This window comes from Vibrio sp. 10N, assembly GCF_036245475.1.
In the GTDB taxonomy this organism is placed as follows: domain Bacteria; phylum Pseudomonadota; class Gammaproteobacteria; order Enterobacterales; family Vibrionaceae; genus Vibrio.
On sequence record NZ_BTPM01000001.1, the window covers coordinates 1,205,879 to 1,224,091 of the forward strand.

Sequence of the window (18,213 nt, forward strand, 5' to 3'; positions counted from 1 at the left end):
CCAATGAAGGGGTAAGTCTACAAAATAACACTAGTGAAAACGAGTCCTATTTGTAAACGATTACAGCTGCAGCCAATTCTGCTGCTACGCTCCGTGCATCGCGCAGTAAAAGCGGAACATGCTGACTATAATGTAACCTTTAGGATGAGATTTTGTGACTTAGTCGAAATTCTGTGTCAGAGTATCGACAATTCTCAATAATTTGCTGAGAACATTAACCATCATATGGCAAAATTTGATGAATTCTTTAAGGATGGGAAAAGATAATGCGAAAAACACTGTTAGCGGTTTCACTATGTGGTCTGTGTTTTAGTGCAAGTAGCTTTGCGTTTGTTCAGGATTGGTCAAAGCGAAGCAACCAAGAAGTGACATTAGAAGCTAAACGCGGCGATCTGTTTGCTCAAATTGAGTTAGGTGATCGTTATGCCACCGGAAATGGCTTCAAAGAAGATGACACTACCGCAGTCGAATGGTACAGAAAAGCGGCGGCTCAAGAGAGCGAAACTGCGATGTACAAACTTGGCATGATGTACGACAACGGTCATGGTGTACCTTACGATGCGAAAGAAGCGGCGGCTTGGTTTGAAAAAGCGTCACAAAAAGGCAACGTAAAAGCACAGTACTACTTAGCTGGTATGTATAAGTGGGGTCGAGGTGTACCGAAAAGTAACGAAAAAGCCGTTGATTACTATCGTCTTGCGGCAGAAGAAGGCTTCGATGTTGCTCAAAACAGTTTAGGCGTTATGTACGCTAAAGGGCTGGGTATTGAGAAAAATGATGACGAGGCGGTTAAGTGGTATCGTCGCTCGGCTGAAAATGGCTACGCATACGGTCAGCGCAACTTAGCATACAAATACTCACTCGGTGAGGGCGTGGAACTGAACAATGTTGAAGCGTACGCATGGGCATCAGTCGCATCAACCAATGGCTACACTACGGCTGACAAGCTTCGCGATGATCTGGCTGCAAAGCTCTCTGAAGCGGAACTTGCGACTGCTCAGCAAAAAGCCGCTCAGTACTTGGCAGAGTACTCTTCGCATCAATAAATCAAAAGATTAAAACGACGTCTAAGGAAGCTAACTGCTTCCTTTTTTGTTATTTGGGGAAAGGGGCACTGTCGAATAATGTATCTACCAACCCGCTTGTTGATCGCCGTATTTACGTCGGTAACGCGCCAACATCGTTTCGTTTCCGAGTAGCCCACCTTGGTGCACATAGATAATGGTTGTATCGGGGTTATTACTTAGCCAGGGCAGCAAACAGCGCCACATCATAGGGTCATAAAGCAGGTCGAACTCGATGTGCGTCTCTTCTTGTAGCGCTTGCCATAGATCATAATCTTCTTTGTACAGTTTCCCAAAATGATGCTTGGTCGGCAGTTCAAGTATGGTTGGGTAGTGCTCAGTTTCATCGAGATCTTTAAACTGTGACAACAGATATTCTTTACCGGATACGCAGGGGCAAGTGAGAACTTCTATGCCTTGTGGTTTGAGTTGTTGACTTAAATACAGTGCCGTTGTTCCCGTACCGGATGGTAATGCTACTTTGATGTCACGGCCTTTTTCGAACCTTGACCAAGAGAGTATTTCATTGGCTAGCTTGTTGATGCCTTGTTTGGCTTGTTGAAAGTGTCCGCCTTCAGGAATGATCAAGCATTGAGGATCGTTGTCGTGTTGCTCCGCGATAAACTCGGAAGGATGTGGGGCTGACTCTCCAAATAACTCTTTAAGTGAAATCACGTCGGCGCCAAGTTCCAATGCAGTACGATAATTTCCCATCGGCTTTTGGTCTAACCACGCAGGTTTGTGTGCCACATAGTAGGTAAGCTTAAGCCCTTTTATTTTCGCGAGGGCGGCAAGTGAAGTCAGTGAGTTGGCTTGCGCTGACCCCCAGCCAATAAGCCGAGTTTTCCCTGTAAGCGGCTGCTCGAGTGTCGCCATAAACTTACGTGCTTTATTGCCATTAAAGTGTCCATGCAGCAGGTCATCGCGTTTTAAAAAGAAGTGATGGCCCAGAAAGTGATGTTCGGTGACAGGGCTGTCATTAAGTTTCATGAGCGTTACCTTCAAAGGACACTGGTGGAAGAAAGGGGCGAAAGTGTACTCTTTGATGTCGATAGTTACAAACGAAGAGATGACAAACCGTTACATAGTCGAACAGGTTGCTGTGCCAGAATAGCCGATATACGGATAGCTTGTACTTTCGCTAAATTGACACAAACTTGACGTTGCGTGAATTAGTCGGTTTTTTACTGAAAAACTGCGGAGCAAACGGTCAGTTGTGGGGGTTTCTTGGACGAAACGCTTTATTAGCGCTAATTTGCTAATGAAAATAGGTGAACAATAATTCATTCTGCTAATGGTAGGTGAATATATGTACAGAATGTCAATGTTTTGTGTCGTAAGTCGATATGAAGCCTTTTAATTCTTTGAACGCCCTAGTAAACTTTAGTGTCAAATTTTCGTGCACAGCGTCACGAACTAACTGTGAGTTTAAAAAATGAGCCAGTCCTTTCTTCCATTGTGTCGACCTGCCGTCGACGAGCAAGACATCCAGTCTGTTGTCGATGTCCTTCGTTCAGGTTGGATTACCACCGGTCCTAAAAACGCAGAACTAGAAACCAAGATATCTCAGCACACAGGCGCACCACACAGTGTAGCGCTAAGCAGTGCCACTGCCGGTATGCATTTGGTTCTTCTTGCTATGGGTATTGGACCTGGCGATGAAGTGATCACACCGTCATTAACATGGGTATCTACCGTTAACATGATCACCTTGGTTGGCGCGACGCCAGTTTTCGTTGACGTTGATGCTGATACGTTAATGACCGACGCCGAGAAGATCGAGCCGCTTATTACTGATAAGACTAAGCTTATCATCCCTGTACACTATGCGGGTGCTGCGCTTGATCTAGACCCTATTTATGCTTTAGGTGATAAGTACAATATCCCGGTAATTGAAGATGCGGCGCACGCACTTGGTACCGAATACAAAGGTCAGCCAATTGGTCACCGCGGCTCGTGCTTGTTTTCAACACACGCAATTAAGAATGTGACGACCGCAGAAGGTGGGATCTTTACCACTCACGATGCTGAGTTGGCTGATAAAGTACGTCGTCTTAAATTCCACGGTCTAGGTGTGGATGCGTTTGATCGCGAAACACAAGGTCGTGCTCCTCAAGCTGAGGTGGTGGAGCCTGGCTTTAAGTACAACATGCCAGACATTTGTGCAGTACTTGCTCTGGGACAAATGGATCGCATTGATGAGATCACCGCTAAGCGCACCGCACTTGCGCTTTCGTACCGCGAAAAACTAGTGTCGATCAAAGGCATCACTCCTCTTGGTTTAGCTTCTCACGATCACAAACACTGCTGGCACCTTATGATTATTAGAGTCGATCCTGCGGTTGCGGGTTTGACGCGTGATGATCTTATTGCAGCATTAAAAGAGAAAGGCATTGGTGCTGGAATTCACTTCAAAGCTTGTCATACTCAAAAATACTACCGCGAGAATTACGCTAAGCTGTTTGGGGACATCAACCCAAATCTACAAAATACCGAACGAAACAGTAATCAAATCTGCTCGTTGCCGCTCTTCCCTGATATGACTCAGGATGATGTTGAGCGTGTAGTGAGTGCCGTGTCAGAGATAATTGGATAAACCATGAAACACAATGAAGCCATTAACTTCGTGTCTATCGTTATACCGGTATACAACGAAGAAAACTGTCTGCAAGAACTGATCGATCGTACAACTAAAGCCAGTGATAGTCTGGGTAAAGACTATGAGCTTATTCTGGTTGATGACGGTAGCCGTGATCGCAGTGCAGAGATCATTGAGCAAGCGTCAGCGAAAGAGGGTAGCCACGTGGTTGGCGTTATTCTTAACCGCAACTATGGTCAGCACAATGCGATCATGGCAGGTTTCGAGCAAGTTCGTGGTGATTTGATTATTACTCTTGATGCCGATCTGCAAAACCCACCAGAAGAAATTCCTAACCTTGTTGCCAAAGCAGAAGAAGGATTTGACTCTGTAGGCACGGTGCGTATGAACCGTCAAGACAGTGCACTTCGTCGTTACCCTTCTAAACTCATCAACAAGATGGTTAAACGTTCAACAGGCGTTGAGATGAACGACTATGGCTGTATGCTACGCGCTTACCGCCGTCATGTTGTTGATGCGATGCTTGAGTGTCACGAGCGCAGTACCTTTATTCCTGTTCTGGCGAACGGTTTTTCTCGTCACACGACAGAAATCGACGTTCACCATGATGAGCGTGCAGATGGCGAGTCGAAATATAGCTTTATGAAGCTTATTAGCCTAATGTTTGACTTGATCACCAGTATGACAACCGCTCCATTGCGTTTGCTGAGCATTGTTGGTGGCGGTATCGCTGCGGCAGGTATCGCGTTTGGTATCATTTTGATGCTGATGCGCATTATGTTTGGTTCTGAGTGGGCAGGCGATGGTTTGTTTACACTATTTGCTATCCTATTTGTATTTGTGGGTGCGCAGTTTGTCGGTCTAGGTTTACTCGGTGAGTACATTGGCCGCATCTACTCGGATGTTAGAGCGCGCCCGCGTTTCTACGTGCAAGATGTGTTGGTGGGTGATGCCACCAAGCAAGCACGTGAAACTGATGAATTAAAGAATAAAGAATAAGATTTATATCCAGAGGAATATTCCATGAAAGTAGTCGTGTTTGCCTACCACAATATTGGTTGTACTGGCGTTCGTAGCTTGCTAGAAGCAGGTGTGGAAATCGAAGCGGTATTCACCCATGTTGATGACAGCAACGAGAATGTGTTTTTTGAGTCTGTAGCAAAACTTGCAGCGAAAAACGGTATTCCAGTTTACGCACCAGAAGACGTGAACCACCCACTATGGGTTGAAAAGATCCGTGCAATGAAACCAGACGCACTGTTCTCATTCTACTACCGCAACATGATCAGCCAAGAAGTGCTGGATATTGCGCCAAAAGGCGGCTTTAACCTACACGGTTCTCTGCTTCCAACATACCGCGGTCGTGCGCCAATCAACTGGGCACTAGTAAACGGTGAGACAGAAACAGGTGTGACGCTACACAAAATGGTTCAAAAAGCGGATGCTGGTGACATCGTAGGTCAAGAAAAGATCGCTATCACTGACGCAGACACAGCAGAAACGCTACACAAGCGTATGAACCAAGCATCAAGCGACCTGCTAAGCAAAGTACTACCGACTATCGTTGACGGTTCTTTCAAAGCGACAGCGCAAGACGAGAGCAAAGCAACTTACTTTGGTCGCCGTACGCCTGCTGACGGTGAAATCAAATGGTCAAACGATTCTCGCACCGTATTCAACCTAGTACGTGCTGTGACTGAACCGTTCCCTGGTGCATTCACTTTCCTAGGTGAGCGCAAGCTTATCATCTGGAGCGCAGAAGCAAGCGACAAAACTTACGATGTAACCCCAGGTACAATCGTTGCAACATCGCCACTAACAATCGCTTGTGCTCAAGGCTCATTGATTGTTAAGTCTGGTGAAGCGGAAAACGGTCTTTACCTAGGTGGTGAGCAGCTAGCGGCTGAGCTTCACCTTGTTGAAGGTATGCGTTTCGGTCCTCAAGCGAGTGCACTTATTAACGCGAAGAAGCGTCAAAAAGTCCTTATCCTTGGTGCTAACGGCTTTATCGGTACTCACCTAACTAAGCGTCTTCTAGACGATGGCGGTTACGAAGTTTATGCAATGGACATGAACTCGAACCAAATCGAAGAGCACCTAAGCCACCCAGATTTCCACTTCGTTGAAGGTGATATCACCATCCATAACGAGTGGATCGAATACCACGTTAAGAAGTGTGACATCATTCTTCCACTAGTGGCTATCGCAACACCAATCGAATACACGCGTAACCCACTTCGCGTATTCGAACTCGACTTTGAAGAGAACCTGAAGATCGTTCGTGCGTGTGTGAAATACAACAAGCGCATCATCTTCCCATCGACGTCTGAAGTGTACGGTATGTCGACGGATCCTGAGTTCAACGAAGATACATCACCACTGATCGTTGGTCCTATCAACCGTCAGCGTTGGATCTACTCTGTATCTAAGCAGCTACTTGACCGTGTAATCTGGGCTTACGGTAAGAAAGATGGCCTTAAGTTCACACTATTCCGTCCGTTCAACTGGATGGGCCCACGTCTAGATAGCTTGAACTCTGCACGTATCGGCTCTAGCCGCGCGATCACTCAGCTTATCCTAAACCTAGTTGAAGGTACGCCAATCAAGCTTATCGACGGTGGTGAGCAGAAGCGTTGTTTCACTGACATCTCTGAAGCGATTGAAGCGCTATTCCGCATCATCGAGAACAAAGAAGGTCTGTGTGACGGTCAAATCATCAACATCGGTGCACCGGAAAACGAAGCGAGCATCAAAGAGCTTGCTGAGACACTAGTTGAGAAGTTTGAGAACCACCCATTGCGTGATCAGTTCCCTCCATTTGCTGGCTACAACCTAGTAGAAAGCAAAGCGTTCTACGGTGACGGCTACCAAGACGTTCAACACCGTAAACCAAGCATCGCAAATGCGAAGAAACTGCTTGATTGGGAACCAACAGTTCACATGAACGACACAATCGAAGAGACACTAGATTTCTTCCTTAAAGGTGCAGTAGCAGAAGATAAGTAATGGAACAGAATGAAGTCACTAAAGTCGGTCTTCGTATCGATGTAGACACGTTTCGAGGTACAAAATTAGGTGTACCTAAGCTACTCGAGATCTTCGAGAAGCACGGAGTGAAGGCTTCATTCTTCTTTACTGTTGGACCTGATAACATGGGGCGCCATATATGGCGCCTTTTGCGTCCTGCATTTTTGAAGAAGATGCTTCGCTCAAAAGCGGCGAGCTTATACGGTTACGATATCCTGATCCGTGGCACTATTTGGCCAGGGCCAGTGATTGGCAAAAAGCTTCGTCACATCATTGAAGCGACCGATACTGCGGGTCACGAGATTGGTCTTCATGCTTGGGATCACCACAAATGGCAGATGAAAACTGAGACTATGTCAGCAGAGCAGTTGCGTGGTGAGATCAGGAAAGGCTATGAAATGCTGAAGGCGATTACCGGTCGTGATTTGCCTTGCAGTGCGGTAGCTGGTTGGCGCTGTACAGACCAAACCTTGGTCGAAAAAGACGCGTTTCCTTTCCAATATAACAGCGACTGTCGTGGTGATTCTATCTTCTCTCCTGGTGAGGGAATGGCACCGCAAATTCCTGTTACACTTCCTACTTATGATGAGTTAGTCGGCCAAGATGGTGTCGACAATAGCAACTACAACGACGCTATCCTTAGGCTTATCAAGCGTGATGCTCTTAATGTCTATACTATTCATGCAGAAGTAGAAGGGATTGTTTGTGCTGACATGTTCGAAGAATTGATTGTCAGAGCTAAGCAACAGAATATAGAATTCGTGCCTATGATAGATCTGCTTCATGAAGCAGAGACGCCACTTCCTAAAGATTCGATAAAAAACATCGAGATGGAAGGGCGAGAAGGGTGGCTAACGCACCAAGCGTCTTTTGTAGAACGCATGGGGCTATAACTACACTCTAAATGGCTCGTCACACATTAGCCCATGATTTCATGGGCTTTTATTCAATTGGATGAAGAATGCAACAATCACGAATTAACTGGGCGGTATGGGTACCGCTGTTTTTTATTGCGCTTTACATATTACCGCTCGACTTGCGTCCTTTGTGGTCTCCTGATGAACTGCGTTACGGTGAGATCTCTCGAGAGATGGTCGCGTCTGGAAACTGGATTGTTCCTACCTTCAACGACCTGCGCTATTTTGAAAAGCCGATCATGGGCTACTGGTTTAATGCCATTGCTCAAGTTGTATTTGGTGATACCAATTTCGCGGTGCGTATTGCATCTGCATTGGCGACACTCGGTGGTGCGCTGTTCCTCGTATCGCTTGTAAGCCGTATGGCTGATCGCCGTCAAGGGTGGTTAACTGCAGGCGTGTTCTTGAGCATGTTCATGGTGGCTGCGATTGGTACCTACAGCGTACTTGATGGCATGCTGGCATTTTGGCTCACGGCTTGTTATGCCGCGTTCTATTTTGCGACAGAAGCAACGAGCACCAAGCAGCGTTGGCTGCACTATGGTCTCGCAGGTTTCTTCTGTGGTTGTGCGGTTTTGACTAAAGGTTTCCTTGCCCTAGCACTACCAGTGATTGTGGTTGTGCCTTACATGATTTTGCAAAAGCAGTTCCTAGAGATCCTTCGTTGGGGCTGGTGGGTGATGCTGGTGGCATTTCTCACCTGCCTACCTTGGTCACTTGCGATCCATGCGGCTGAACCTGACTACTGGAACTACTTCTTCTGGGAAGAGCATATCCACCGTTTCTCGGCAGAAGATGCACAGCACGCAGCACCGATTTGGTACTACGTCCCGTTCCTATTCTTGGGCACGCTTCCTTGGGTATTCTGGGCACCATCAGCGACTGTTCAGTTGAAAGGCGAGCTTAGCAAGCCGCTGATCCGTTACTCAATTTTGTGGGCATTGATGCCGTTTCTATTGTTTTCTTATGCAAGTGGTAAGCTGGCGACCTACATTCTGCCTTGTATGGCACCGATTGCGATTTTGCTGACACACGGCATTCTTAAAGCGTATAGCAAAAAAGCGAAAGGCCTAAAGATCGGTTCTCTGATTAACGGTGCATTCTTCTCGATTGTGGCGATCACTCTGATGGTTATGTTCTTTATGGGCAAGCTACCATTGGATGAGACGGAATCGTACCGCCCTTGGGTTGCATTGTTTATTTTAGGTTTCTGGGCAGCGTGCGCATTTTTTGCCGCTAAAGCTAAGACGTTTGAGCACAAATTTGCAGCCTATATGCTATCTCCATTGGCGTTGTTTGCGCTGTTCTCAACCGTGGTACCAAATACGACCATTGATTCAAAAATGCCAGGTCGCTTTATGGAAGAGTTGGCACCGAAAGTCACGGATGAAATGGTGCTGATTGCTGACTATCCAGACACCATGTCTGCACTTAACTGGTACCTAAAACGTACCGATGTCTACTTAACAAAAGGCATGGGTGAGGTGGATTATGGTTTGGCTTATGATGATGCCAATCATCGTTGGGTACCCTTTGCCGAGCTTGGTGATTTCATTAAAGAAAAACAGAAGACGGCACCAGTTCTTCTCCACTTTAGAAATCTACCTGCTTTGCCAGCCGATTTCCCAGTAGCGGATGATCACCTTGATCGCGGACGTTACCATGCTTTGATCTTCAACCAAGTTACGGCAGAGTAATGACGGTACTGTTGTACATCATTTCTGTACTGGCTAGCTCGCTGAGTCAATATTGGCAAAAGCGAGCTGCTATGTACTTCGAGGAGAACCCACAGCTCTCTATGGTGGGCAAGCTTCTGAGCTTTCCTATGATTTTAGGGATTGGGTTTCTTGGCACCAGTGCTATCACTTGGCTAGGTGTCTTGAGCCAGTGGGATGTCTCCGTGGCGTATCCACTGCTCAGTGTCAACTTCGTTATTATGCTGTTGGTGTCTAAGTTTGCTTTTGGTGAAGTGATTGTGCCAAGGCAGTGGCTTGGTGTGATGATGATTATGGTTGGTATTGGCATCATTGGAGGGGCGAACTAATGGTGTTAAAAGACTTGAAAGCAGGCCTTCCTATTGCTCTTGTCAGTGTCATGTTGATCTCCATCGCGCAACTTGCGATGAAGTGGGGCATGGGCGCGTTATCCGACCATTGGTCGACATTGCAACCTGCGTTGTTGGCTATCGATTTACTGACGATAGTGAGTGAGTTTTGGCCAGCGCTGCTCTGTGTTGTGATAGGTCTAGGCTGTTACGCTTTGTCTATGGGCTGTTGGGTCATGGCGCTTAAACATTTACCGCTTGGTGTTGCTTATCCACTACTTAGTCTCAGTTACGTCATTGTCTATGCATTAGCGGTGACGTTACCTTGGCTTAATGAGCCGTTCAGTTGGGTTAAACTTTCGGGCATTGCTTGCATTCTCCTTGGCCTAACGCTCATTTTTACCGCAAAAAAATCCAGCTCGTAAGCTGGATTTTTTATTGGTATCCAGCTCTATCGACCTCTGCCATCAACCATGATTTTCAATGTCTTAAACACGATATGAACATCTGTCATCAACCAAGATTTGTAAGATGACAAAGACAGAGCATAACTGTGGTCGAAGCCTACTTTACTGCGTACATCCTCAATGCAAGTGTCATAACCTTGGTTGACTTGGGCAAGGCCAGTAATACCAGGAAGTACATCGTAGGTGCGTTCAACAAAGAACGGGATGTCATTTTCTAGCTTCTGGTAAAAGTCCGGACGCTCCGGTCGTGGGCCGATAAGCGACATATCGCCACGCAGTACATTAATAAATTGAGGCAATTCATCTAGGCGTGTTTTGCGCAGAAATCGGCCTACAGGCGTAATTCGAGGGTCGTTTTCAGTAGCCCACGTTGCGCCAGTTCGAGACTCGGCATCAATGTACATGGTTCTAAACTTAAGCACATGAATAAAGTCCATTTTAGTTGGGCTCCATTTGCCGACGCGCAGTTGCTGATAAAAAATAGGGCCTTTTGACGTCGATTTAATAGCAATAGCGACAGGAATAAAACAGATCCCGAGGATGAGCATGCCTACACTGGCTCCAACTAAATCGAAGATTCGTTTAGAGATGCGGATCAGTGTTTTTTCCATATTAACCTTTTTCATGTTCATTCTCCTGTTGTGGTAGACGCTTCCAGGCGCCATTTTCTAAGCCTATTAAATAGCGAAGACCACCAATTAAATTTGCAGTGTGTCCAACGACCAGGTAAGTGAAAGCACGAACAAGCTTGAAGGACTGTAGTTTAGGAACAAGTACGCTAATGGTGACAGAGCCATATAATGCGACTTGCAGGAATAGAAAACTGGTAAACAGCGTACTCGTCGGTGCCAATATCGCTGACGTTATTAGACAGGTAAGCATCAAATAAGGGGTCAAGACACGAAGCGCTTTGCCGGAAAAAAAGGTCAGTGCCGTGCCTTTATGTTGCGGTGCAAACAGAGGGAGCAGTGCAATGATTTGCTGCATATTACCCGCAGAGATACGTAGTCGACGTTTGAAATCCTGATTGGTGCTACTGCTTTCCATTTCAACCGCATTCATGTGAGGTTCGTATACTGCTCGGTAGCCGCGGCGAACGATGTTCATGGGAATGATGAAGTCATCGTTAATCGTGTTATAGGGCAGAGCTTCAAATAACTCAGCTCGAATGAAGTAGAGTGCACCGTGTGCGCCAATGGTCGAGCCGAAGGTAGATTCGCTATATTTCACTTGATTCTGATAGCGCCAGTAAAGGGATTCACCGCGCTCGTCTTGCTCCAAGAGCTGATAGGTTGAATTAACCACACCCACATCGCTGCGCTGAAAGTGGTGCGCGGCGAGTTTGAGAGCATCGATAGAAATCAGCGCGGATACATCGGAGATACATGTTATATCGCTGGTGATTTCTGCTAAGTGTTGATTGAGGCGAAATACTTTTCCTTGATTGTCTTTATTGTCGATGATTCTGAACAGTGTATCGCAGCAGATCGCCTCTTGAATGGTCTCTTCGGCGATGGTCAGCGTGTGGTCTGTACTACCATCGTTAATGACTACTACTTCAAGTTTGTCGCGAGGGTAATCGAGTACCGCACAATTACGGATCTTGTCGGCGATCCACTTCTCTTCATTGTAAGCAGGGATGACGATGGTTATTGATGGTAACGCAGCGCAACTGTCGGTTTGATAGAGTTTGACCTGTTTTGCCTTTGGCAGAGGGTGGCGCGATGCCCACCATTTGAGCAGCATAGGGTAAATGGCGTGATGGTAGACGATAAAGAAGGCGCAAGTCCAAAATAAGGCCATAAGTAGTGTTTGCATATCTATTCCTTGAGTAGCGTGAGTCATTTTTTATGCCTTAATCGCGAGGTCACGATAGGCGCGGCTCATGGTGCGTACATCGTTGTGTTCGACAACAAAATCTCGCGGTGTAAATAGGTGACGGGTGGCAATCGCTTTTTCTAATGTTGCCAGTAGTGAAAATACCCGTTTGGACTTGGTTGTTAGCCCTGAGAGAGGGCAGAGTGTTTCGCGCGCAGCACCTACGTCGGTAACGACGACGGGAATATTGCACGCTTGCGCCTCAAGGGGGGATAGTGGGAAACCTTCGCAACTGGATGGCAAACAGAACACATCCAGCGACTGATAGAAGGTTGGCATATCACTGACTAGCCCTAAAAAGTGGACTCGCTGGCTGATACCCAAATGATGGCAAAGCTGCTTTAACTCGTGCTCTAACGGCCCGGCACCAGCAATAGCGAGGTGTGTAGTATTTGGTAAGCGTGAAACCGCTTTGATGAGTGTGGTATGAGACTTAACAGGAACCAGTCTGCCAGCAGCACCAATCAGCAGTGCGTCCTCTGGTAGGCCTAAAATGCGTCTCGCTGCTGCTTGATTAGCTGGTACGAATCGGTTGCAATCGACACCGTTCTTGATCACTTTTGATTCGGTAAATGGAAACAATTCGTTAAGTTGTTTACTCACCTCGTCTGCATCGGCAACCAGTATTGGATTAACCAGTTTTAATGCCAGAGTTTCAACACGTCGACGCTTAGTATTTTGCAAGTGCCACATATCATGTTCGGTATGGATACAAGTTGCCACGCGGCTCAATCGTGCTGCAATGCCACCATAGAGAAGGGGACCAATGTGGTGAGTGTGAACGACATCGGCACTTAGGCGTTTGAGCTCTGTGCTAAGTTGTTTGATAAGGGATAACTGTAAGCCTTCGCTTTTATTAAGAAACACTAATTGCTGTTGGTAGTGTCTTAAGATTGACCAGTTTTGGATCGCTTCTTCTCGCGAGCCCTCTAAACTGATGATGTAGCAGCGTTCATGAGCTGGCGTTTGCTTTAGAAGCTCAATCACCATGGTTTCTAAACCGCCTGGCGCGAGATGCTGGACGATATGCACGGTAGTGAGCGTTGATTTGTTATGCTGAGCCTTGTGGGTGTTGTGCTTAGTCGCCATCATTACAGTCTCCTTACTGATTAGTTGCGCCGTTCTCGTTGTGATTAAAAGTAACGATGGCAGCAGTAGTTAGTAAGAGAATTGCACTTAGCGTGCCAGAAATAAAAGCTAAATAAATACAATTGGTTAAGCTTAGTTGCATGCCATTTCTCGAAATGACATGCAATTTTGAAAATCTAGTAGGTAATTTTAGGAATCGCTGTGATGACGGGCAATTTCGCATCTTCAAGCTGTTGTCGGCGGCGAATGGTGGTGTCAAACAGCTCAAGAAAAATAGCGGTGCCGATACCCAGAGCGATCCCTGCGACCACACCTATTATGGCAAAGACAATAGCTGGTAGATTGGTTGAGCTGCTTGGTGTGTAAGGAAGATCAATCACTTTAACGCGCTTGTTTTGCTCAAAGATACCCAATGAGCCAGTGAGCTCTGCCATTTCATAGCGTTCTACCAGCTCATCATAGAGCTCTCGCTTTAGTGCTACGTCACGCTGTAAACGCAGCAGTTGCTTTGCATTGCTGCCGTAGCTTTTTGCATTGGCAGTGAGCTCAGAGATCATTGATTCCAAGCTGGATGTTTCTTGTTTCAGTGACTCATAGCGCCCTCTTACGACTTGAAGGTTTTGTAATTGTGTTATTAACAGTGGCTGAAACTCACGACTGCTGCCTGCACCCGCAGCGCTGGCAATGTCCCATAGTTGGTCGGAATCCAGTCCGGTTTGTTCGCTGCTTAACAATACCGACCGCTCTTGCTCCAGTCGTTGCAGCTCACGCAGTTTTGCTTGTACAGCGCTGTGAGAGGTTGTGTACTTTGCCTTGAGAAGCGTCAGTTCACTGCGGATCTCAATAATTTGTTCCTCTAACCGCCCAACAATCGGGTTAGTCTTCGAAAGCTGTTGGTCTAAAGTACCAAGACTCTTCTCGATACCCGCCAGCTCAGCTTGCTTCTCAGCCAGTTTTTGTTTGAGTTTCGCCAGACGACTTAGGTTTTCACTTTGCATTTCAGGGGTGGCAGCAGAGTGTGCGTTGTAATACTCCGCCAGCGCTTGTTCAGCCAGTTCCAGAGCTTGTTTGCGCTTCTCAATATGAATAGTCAGAAACTCGCTAGAGTCACGAATGGACGATCGTTCGGGGGCGAGCAGCTCTTCAATAAAGTGCACGCTGACTGACTCAAGCAGGGCTTTCATCCCATCGGGGGATGACGCTGAGTGCTCAATCTTAATAAAGTCTTTGCCAAGCTGACTGACCGTTAAATTGGAGGAAATGTTCGCAATCACAGAGTCTTGCTCGTAGGGACTCATGGTGTCGTTGATTAGATTTAAATCCCGTGCGACGGATTGAAGGACGTGACGACTATTGAGTAAGGTTTTCAACGCTGATAAACGTTCTTTGAGCATGGTAGATACGGCGATGTCTTCAAGAAATGGATTCATTTTCGCTGTCTCTTGAATCAACATACTGGTATGCGATTTATACTTTGGTGGCGTCATGGCGCCAATGGTATAGGCGATGACGGGCATCACCAAAATAGGGATGATAATCGCATAGCGGCGACGCCACGCCGCAGTTAACATCACCAGTAGGCGTATCTTAAGTTCACTCATAGTGCCTCCAAGTACAGCTCTAAGGTACTCGCCCTGTTATCCCAGCTTTCGTTGTCGACTAACCCTTTTGGTAAAATTTTGCTCTCCTGAGCAATGCGGTTAAGTGCTACAACCATAGTATCAGCATCACTGATGACGTTGACATGTTGACGATAGCCTGACAGGGCGGGAAAGTCGGTACTCACCACAGGTCGTCTTGCCGCCAAATACTCTTTGAGCTTTAGCGGGTTGCAGGCCTTAATCTGCTCATTGAGAACGAAGGGTAGAAGGCTAACGGTCCAGTGCTGACTATAGCGAGGAAGTTCGTGGTGCGGCTTAGGCCCCAAATAAAACACGTTGTCTGCAGCGGTTATTGGTAGTCGACTTAGCTCAAGTTGACCAATGAATACAAAATCCCAGTTTGGCAGTGCCGCGATTGTTTGATTAAGCAACTCGTAATCGAGCCAATTCGAAAGGCTTCCGTAAAAACCTGCAATAGGTCTGCCGCGATCGGGGAGGTCGGTCGCGCGCGGAGCTGGTGTAGAGAATTGCTTGCTGTCTACGCCGTGACTAAGTAGACGCGTCTTATGGCTAGGAAATCGAGCACAGAGTTTTTCGCTGGCAGTGATGACTAAATCCGCTTGGGCGACTAAGCCTTTTTCGTGGTCGAGGACGGTCGCGTGATCGACTCCGGCTAATGCACCAAAATCGTCACCGCAGTAATACACGACAGAACGCTGTTCGAGCAGTGCGCATACGTCCGCAGCTGTTGGCAGCGAGGTCCACACAATCGGATCGTTGAGATTGAGTTCATCAATCATTGGCCTTAGTTGGTAGGCCATCGCTTTTGCCGCCAGTTTTCGACTCCAAGTCGCGCGAGGTGCTGGCAGGGTGTGAATATTTGCAATCGTCATAGAGGGCGGATGTTCTACTCGGTGTGATTGAAAGTGTTCTGCTTTTCCTTTGCCGAGTATTTTGCCTAGCGCACGCTTGAAGTCATTGGTGTTCAGGCGGGGCTGTCGCAGTCCGATAGAATTGATCCAAAGTACTTTTCTTTTTGTCGCTAAACGCTTTACTAGGTGCTGCGTGCTTGACGGCAACGCTCCGTAATCTTCACCAAAAACAATCAGGTCTCGCATAGCCATGTCCTCTTATTGAGTGATCTTTTTAACCACTTTGGCGGGCGAACCCGCGGCGATGACATTAGCCGGTAAGTCGTGCGTTACCACGCTGCCAGCCGCGACTATAGTACCTTGACCAATGGTGACACCCGGCTGAACGGTGACGCCAGTGGCTAGCCATACGTCACGCTCTAAAACGATATCACCTAATCTGTGGTCTTCATCAGGCGCGCCAAGCGCGCGCTGCTCAGCATTTAACGGGTGACCAGAGTAGCCAAAGAGCTGGCATCGCCCCGCAAGACGCACGTTATCTTGAATTTCGACTTTTCCTGCCACTGCGATGGACACTTGCCAGCCAATATCAACATTACTACCGACTTTGAGCGTTGGGGTTACATTGGGATCTGGGTGCGGTGTAGTACGACCACTTAATGTTGTGTGGCCAGATATGCGGCATTCGTTGCCGAGTTCAATTTTGAGTGGACCGGTGACCAAGGGCAGACCACTGTATAAGTAAAGTGAGTGACCACAGCTTGCGAGACGTCCTTTGAACGCAGGCGTATAAATAAACAGTCGAGTAAGAGTATCGAAGCCAGCTTTTATGGTGGTGATGAGTCGATACATCAACTTGTTATAGATGCTAGGTGTCGGAATGCCCATCGCACGCGCTCTTTTTAACATCACAAATAGCTGTCGCATTTTTGGGTTTGGATGGCTGCGTAGCCAGGTTTTAAAATCAAATGAAGTTGCAGTGGCCATAGTCGTGTTCCTTTTGCATTCCAAGGCTGGGTGAGATACCGCCAGTTCCAAGTGGTTACGTTAAGCAATTCAAGAACTGAGCCAGAATTAATGTTCTTTTAAAACAGTGGCTTATTGTTTGTCTTGTTGTGGGTTTGCTGATTTCTCAAATTGAGAAGCGATTTGTGAAACGGCAATCGTAAGGGCGGCAAGAATGTAGATAGGCCAGACAAACCCTTGGGTTAAGAAGGTGCCTGATACAAAGGTGCCAACAAGGCCGCTATAGACCGCCATCGCCATAGAGCGAAGGTAAGGAGGGATATCTTTGTTGCCATCTAGGTTTTTGAGGGTATGCCTGGCGCATTTTATTAAACTGACGATAAACAGCAGAAATACCGCTAAACCAAGAAACCCAGACTCAGCGAGCACGCCAAACCAAGTACTGTGTACTGCGTGGTTCAACCCATCCCAGTGAGGGCTGTAAAAGAAGTAGTTGTAGTAAAAATTGTCCAGCCCGACCCCAAAAAGGGGGTTATCGAGTGCCATTTTGAAGGCTGCTTCCCATGCATAAACTCGTCCCATGGCCGACTCATCAATACCCGATTCGGCAGCGCCACCTGAAGAACGGCTAGAAATCCCGGCCACCACATACAGCACGGCCGCACCAATGATACCTAGCGAGAAGAATAAGGTTTTCGATTGGATAAACCGCCAGCCAAATACGCCAAACACCGCGAGAGAGCCTAGCAAACCCCCACGGCTTTGGGTGGCTAGAACTGCGAAAAAAAGGAGAATGGAGGTGCCTGCTGCGAGCAATCGCATTGGAATCCCGACTCCGCGCGTGGTTGCGGTGGCAACAGTAAACGCTAGGGGAAACATGAGTACAAGTGCCAGATCGTTAGGGTCGCCTAACATGGAGCCAAAGCTGCGTCCGATAGTGACACGTGAACCTTCCACCAATCCAATACCATTGATCGAATTGAAAATTGCCTTGCAGCCGACAATGAGACCGGCGATAACGATGGCAAAAGAAAAACGAGACAACTCTTTTGATGATGTGATTAGCCAAGAGACCGCTAATGTCATGATAATGATCTTAACGTAATTGCCAGTAAACATTGAGATGGCCACCCCCTTATTTGAGGCAAGGGGGATCCCGACAATCACCAGCCCCCAAAACACCAATAACCAAAAATACGTGGGGTGCCAGTAAAGCTTAATTTTCTGACTGAAGACCGTATGCCAAATAAGAGCGGCTAACGCTCCTGCTGACAGCATCAAAGGGATTTTTAGAGGATAGAGCACGGGGAAAACTTCATGAATTCTAAAGAAGGAAAAGACGATAAATAGAGTCACCAGCCAAAACGTTTGACTAAGAACCACTAAAATCCCGATGGGTAGCAACGCAATCACCAGCCCAATAACAGGGTGGGGAACCAGCATCCAGGCCGCACCGACGAACCCACACAGCACTAAACTCAGTACGATATGGTTACTGTGTTTAGTTTGGCTGAGTGAAGGTTGACTCGTTAAGTGCGTCATGATTACCTGTCATAGTGGGCATCCTTGGTAATGACTACGCAAATAGAGTGCCAAAGAGACAAATACCGCCAGCCCCTTTGTCTGTAAGGGCTTAGCGTGGCATTGGGCAGAGTGACGACTAACGACTGGTCGCGTTTCTCATTATGG

Annotated in this window: 16 protein-coding genes; 8 read left to right on the top strand and 8 right to left on the bottom strand. The window is 47.1% G+C overall.

Going from position 1 to position 18,213, the window contains the following annotated elements; genetic code table 11:
- Positions 1–266 precede the first annotated feature (266 nt).
- Positions 267–1,046, top strand: a complete 780-nt coding sequence (locus tag AAA946_RS05725; protein ID WP_338163996.1) for a tetratricopeptide repeat protein — start codon at positions 267–269, stop codon at positions 1,044–1,046.
- Positions 1,047–1,130: 84 nt separating this feature from the next.
- Here the strand turns inward: AAA946_RS05725 and AAA946_RS05730 are convergent, their stop codons facing one another.
- The gene (locus AAA946_RS05730) at positions 1,131–2,054 is read right to left on the bottom strand and encodes a 1-aminocyclopropane-1-carboxylate deaminase/D-cysteine desulfhydrase (RefSeq protein ID WP_338163997.1); all 924 of its coding nucleotides are present in this window, start codon (positions 2,052–2,054) and stop codon (positions 1,131–1,133) included.
- Between the two features lie 445 nt (positions 2,055–2,499).
- On the opposite strand from AAA946_RS05730, the gene arnB reads away from it, so the two are divergent.
- The 7 genes from arnB to arnF all read left to right on the top strand — a co-directional run bounded on the left by arnB (position 2,500) and on the right by arnF (position 10,076).
- Positions 2,500–3,660, top strand: a complete 1,161-nt coding sequence (gene arnB / locus AAA946_RS05735; protein ID WP_338163998.1) for a UDP-4-amino-4-deoxy-L-arabinose aminotransferase — start codon at positions 2,500–2,502, stop codon at positions 3,658–3,660.
- 3 nt (positions 3,661–3,663) lie between these two features.
- Positions 3,664–4,662, top strand: coding sequence for an undecaprenyl-phosphate 4-deoxy-4-formamido-L-arabinose transferase (gene arnC / locus AAA946_RS05740; protein ID WP_338163999.1), 999 nt, complete (start codon positions 3,664–3,666; stop codon positions 4,660–4,662).
- A gap of 24 nt (positions 4,663–4,686) precedes the next feature.
- On the top strand, positions 4,687–6,669 hold the full coding sequence (gene arnA, locus AAA946_RS05745; RefSeq protein WP_338164000.1) for a bifunctional UDP-4-amino-4-deoxy-L-arabinose formyltransferase/UDP-glucuronic acid oxidase ArnA: 1,983 nt from the start codon (positions 4,687–4,689) through the stop codon (positions 6,667–6,669).
- Positions 6,669–7,583 carry a 4-deoxy-4-formamido-L-arabinose-phosphoundecaprenol deformylase gene (gene arnD / locus AAA946_RS05750; RefSeq protein ID WP_338164001.1) on the top strand — a complete coding sequence of 305 codons (915 nt, stop codon included), beginning with the start codon at positions 6,669–6,671 and terminating at the stop codon, positions 7,581–7,583. The genes arnA and arnD overlap by 1 nt, the downstream gene beginning before the upstream one ends.
- A gap of 68 nt (positions 7,584–7,651) precedes the next feature.
- A complete protein-coding gene (gene arnT, locus AAA946_RS05755; RefSeq protein ID WP_338164002.1) occupies positions 7,652–9,304 on the top strand; it encodes a lipid IV(A) 4-amino-4-deoxy-L-arabinosyltransferase in 1,653 nt (550 codons plus the stop codon).
- Complete coding sequence (locus AAA946_RS05760; RefSeq protein WP_338164003.1) at positions 9,304–9,651, top strand: 4-amino-4-deoxy-L-arabinose-phospho-UDP flippase; 348 nt, start codon at positions 9,304–9,306, stop codon at positions 9,649–9,651. Before arnT ends, AAA946_RS05760 begins: the two co-directional genes overlap by 1 nt.
- The gene (gene arnF, locus AAA946_RS05765; protein ID WP_338164004.1) at positions 9,651–10,076 is read left to right on the top strand and encodes a 4-amino-4-deoxy-L-arabinose-phosphoundecaprenol flippase subunit ArnF; all 426 of its coding nucleotides are present in this window, start codon (positions 9,651–9,653) and stop codon (positions 10,074–10,076) included. Before AAA946_RS05760 ends, arnF begins: the two co-directional genes overlap by 1 nt.
- Before the next feature lie 26 nt (positions 10,077–10,102).
- On the opposite strand, the gene AAA946_RS05770 is transcribed toward arnF, so the two are convergent.
- The 7 genes from AAA946_RS05770 to AAA946_RS05800 all read right to left on the bottom strand — a co-directional run bounded on the left by AAA946_RS05770 (position 10,103) and on the right by AAA946_RS05800 (position 18,066).
- Complete coding sequence (locus AAA946_RS05770) at positions 10,103–10,744, bottom strand: sugar transferase (protein ID WP_338164005.1); 642 nt, start codon at positions 10,742–10,744, stop codon at positions 10,103–10,105.
- The gene (locus AAA946_RS05775; protein ID WP_338164006.1) at positions 10,731–11,936 is read right to left on the bottom strand and encodes a glycosyltransferase family 2 protein; all 1,206 of its coding nucleotides are present in this window, start codon (positions 11,934–11,936) and stop codon (positions 10,731–10,733) included. Before AAA946_RS05775 ends, AAA946_RS05770 begins: the two co-directional genes overlap by 14 nt.
- A 30-nt stretch (positions 11,937–11,966) precedes the next feature.
- Complete coding sequence (locus tag AAA946_RS05780; protein ID WP_338164007.1) at positions 11,967–13,088, bottom strand: glycosyltransferase; 1,122 nt, start codon at positions 13,086–13,088, stop codon at positions 11,967–11,969.
- A 173-nt stretch (positions 13,089–13,261) separates the two neighbouring features.
- The gene (locus AAA946_RS05785) at positions 13,262–14,686 is read right to left on the bottom strand and encodes a GumC family protein (protein WP_338164008.1); all 1,425 of its coding nucleotides are present in this window, start codon (positions 14,684–14,686) and stop codon (positions 13,262–13,264) included.
- Positions 14,683–15,804, bottom strand: coding sequence for a glycosyltransferase (locus AAA946_RS05790; protein WP_338164009.1), 1,122 nt, complete (start codon positions 15,802–15,804; stop codon positions 14,683–14,685). Before AAA946_RS05790 ends, AAA946_RS05785 begins: the two co-directional genes overlap by 4 nt.
- A gap of 12 nt (positions 15,805–15,816) precedes the next feature.
- On the bottom strand, positions 15,817–16,545 hold the full coding sequence (locus AAA946_RS05795; protein WP_338164010.1) for an acyltransferase: 729 nt from the start codon (positions 16,543–16,545) through the stop codon (positions 15,817–15,819).
- A 111-nt stretch (positions 16,546–16,656) separates the two neighbouring features.
- Positions 16,657–18,066: an O-antigen ligase family protein gene (locus AAA946_RS05800; protein ID WP_338164011.1), complete on the bottom strand. Its 1,410-nt coding sequence runs from the start codon at positions 18,064–18,066 to the stop codon at positions 16,657–16,659.
- Positions 18,067–18,213: the final 147 nt, after the last annotated feature.

Coding starts and splice junctions, on each gene's coding strand:
- AAA946_RS05725 (WP_338163996.1), top strand. CDS start 267: ATGCGAAAAACACTGTTAGCGGTTTCACTATGTGGTCTGTGTTTTAGT.
- AAA946_RS05730 (WP_338163997.1), bottom strand. CDS start 2,054: ATGAAACTTAATGACAGCCCTGTCACCGAACATCACTTTCTGGGCCAT.
- arnB (WP_338163998.1), top strand. CDS start 2,500: ATGAGCCAGTCCTTTCTTCCATTGTGTCGACCTGCCGTCGACGAGCAA.
- arnC (WP_338163999.1), top strand. CDS start 3,664: ATGAAACACAATGAAGCCATTAACTTCGTGTCTATCGTTATACCGGTA.
- arnA (WP_338164000.1), top strand. CDS start 4,687: ATGAAAGTAGTCGTGTTTGCCTACCACAATATTGGTTGTACTGGCGTT.
- arnD (WP_338164001.1), top strand. CDS start 6,669: ATGGAACAGAATGAAGTCACTAAAGTCGGTCTTCGTATCGATGTAGAC.
- arnT (WP_338164002.1), top strand. CDS start 7,652: ATGCAACAATCACGAATTAACTGGGCGGTATGGGTACCGCTGTTTTTT.
- AAA946_RS05760 (WP_338164003.1), top strand. CDS start 9,304: ATGACGGTACTGTTGTACATCATTTCTGTACTGGCTAGCTCGCTGAGT.
- arnF (WP_338164004.1), top strand. CDS start 9,651: ATGGTGTTAAAAGACTTGAAAGCAGGCCTTCCTATTGCTCTTGTCAGT.
- AAA946_RS05770 (WP_338164005.1), bottom strand. CDS start 10,744: ATGAAAAAGGTTAATATGGAAAAAACACTGATCCGCATCTCTAAACGA.
- AAA946_RS05775 (WP_338164006.1), bottom strand. CDS start 11,936: ATGCAAACACTACTTATGGCCTTATTTTGGACTTGCGCCTTCTTTATC.
- AAA946_RS05780 (WP_338164007.1), bottom strand. CDS start 13,088: ATGATGGCGACTAAGCACAACACCCACAAGGCTCAGCATAACAAATCA.
- AAA946_RS05785 (WP_338164008.1), bottom strand. CDS start 14,686: ATGAGTGAACTTAAGATACGCCTACTGGTGATGTTAACTGCGGCGTGG.
- AAA946_RS05790 (WP_338164009.1), bottom strand. CDS start 15,804: ATGCGAGACCTGATTGTTTTTGGTGAAGATTACGGAGCGTTGCCGTCA.
- AAA946_RS05795 (WP_338164010.1), bottom strand. CDS start 16,545: ATGGCCACTGCAACTTCATTTGATTTTAAAACCTGGCTACGCAGCCAT.
- AAA946_RS05800 (WP_338164011.1), bottom strand. CDS start 18,066: ATGACGCACTTAACGAGTCAACCTTCACTCAGCCAAACTAAACACAGT.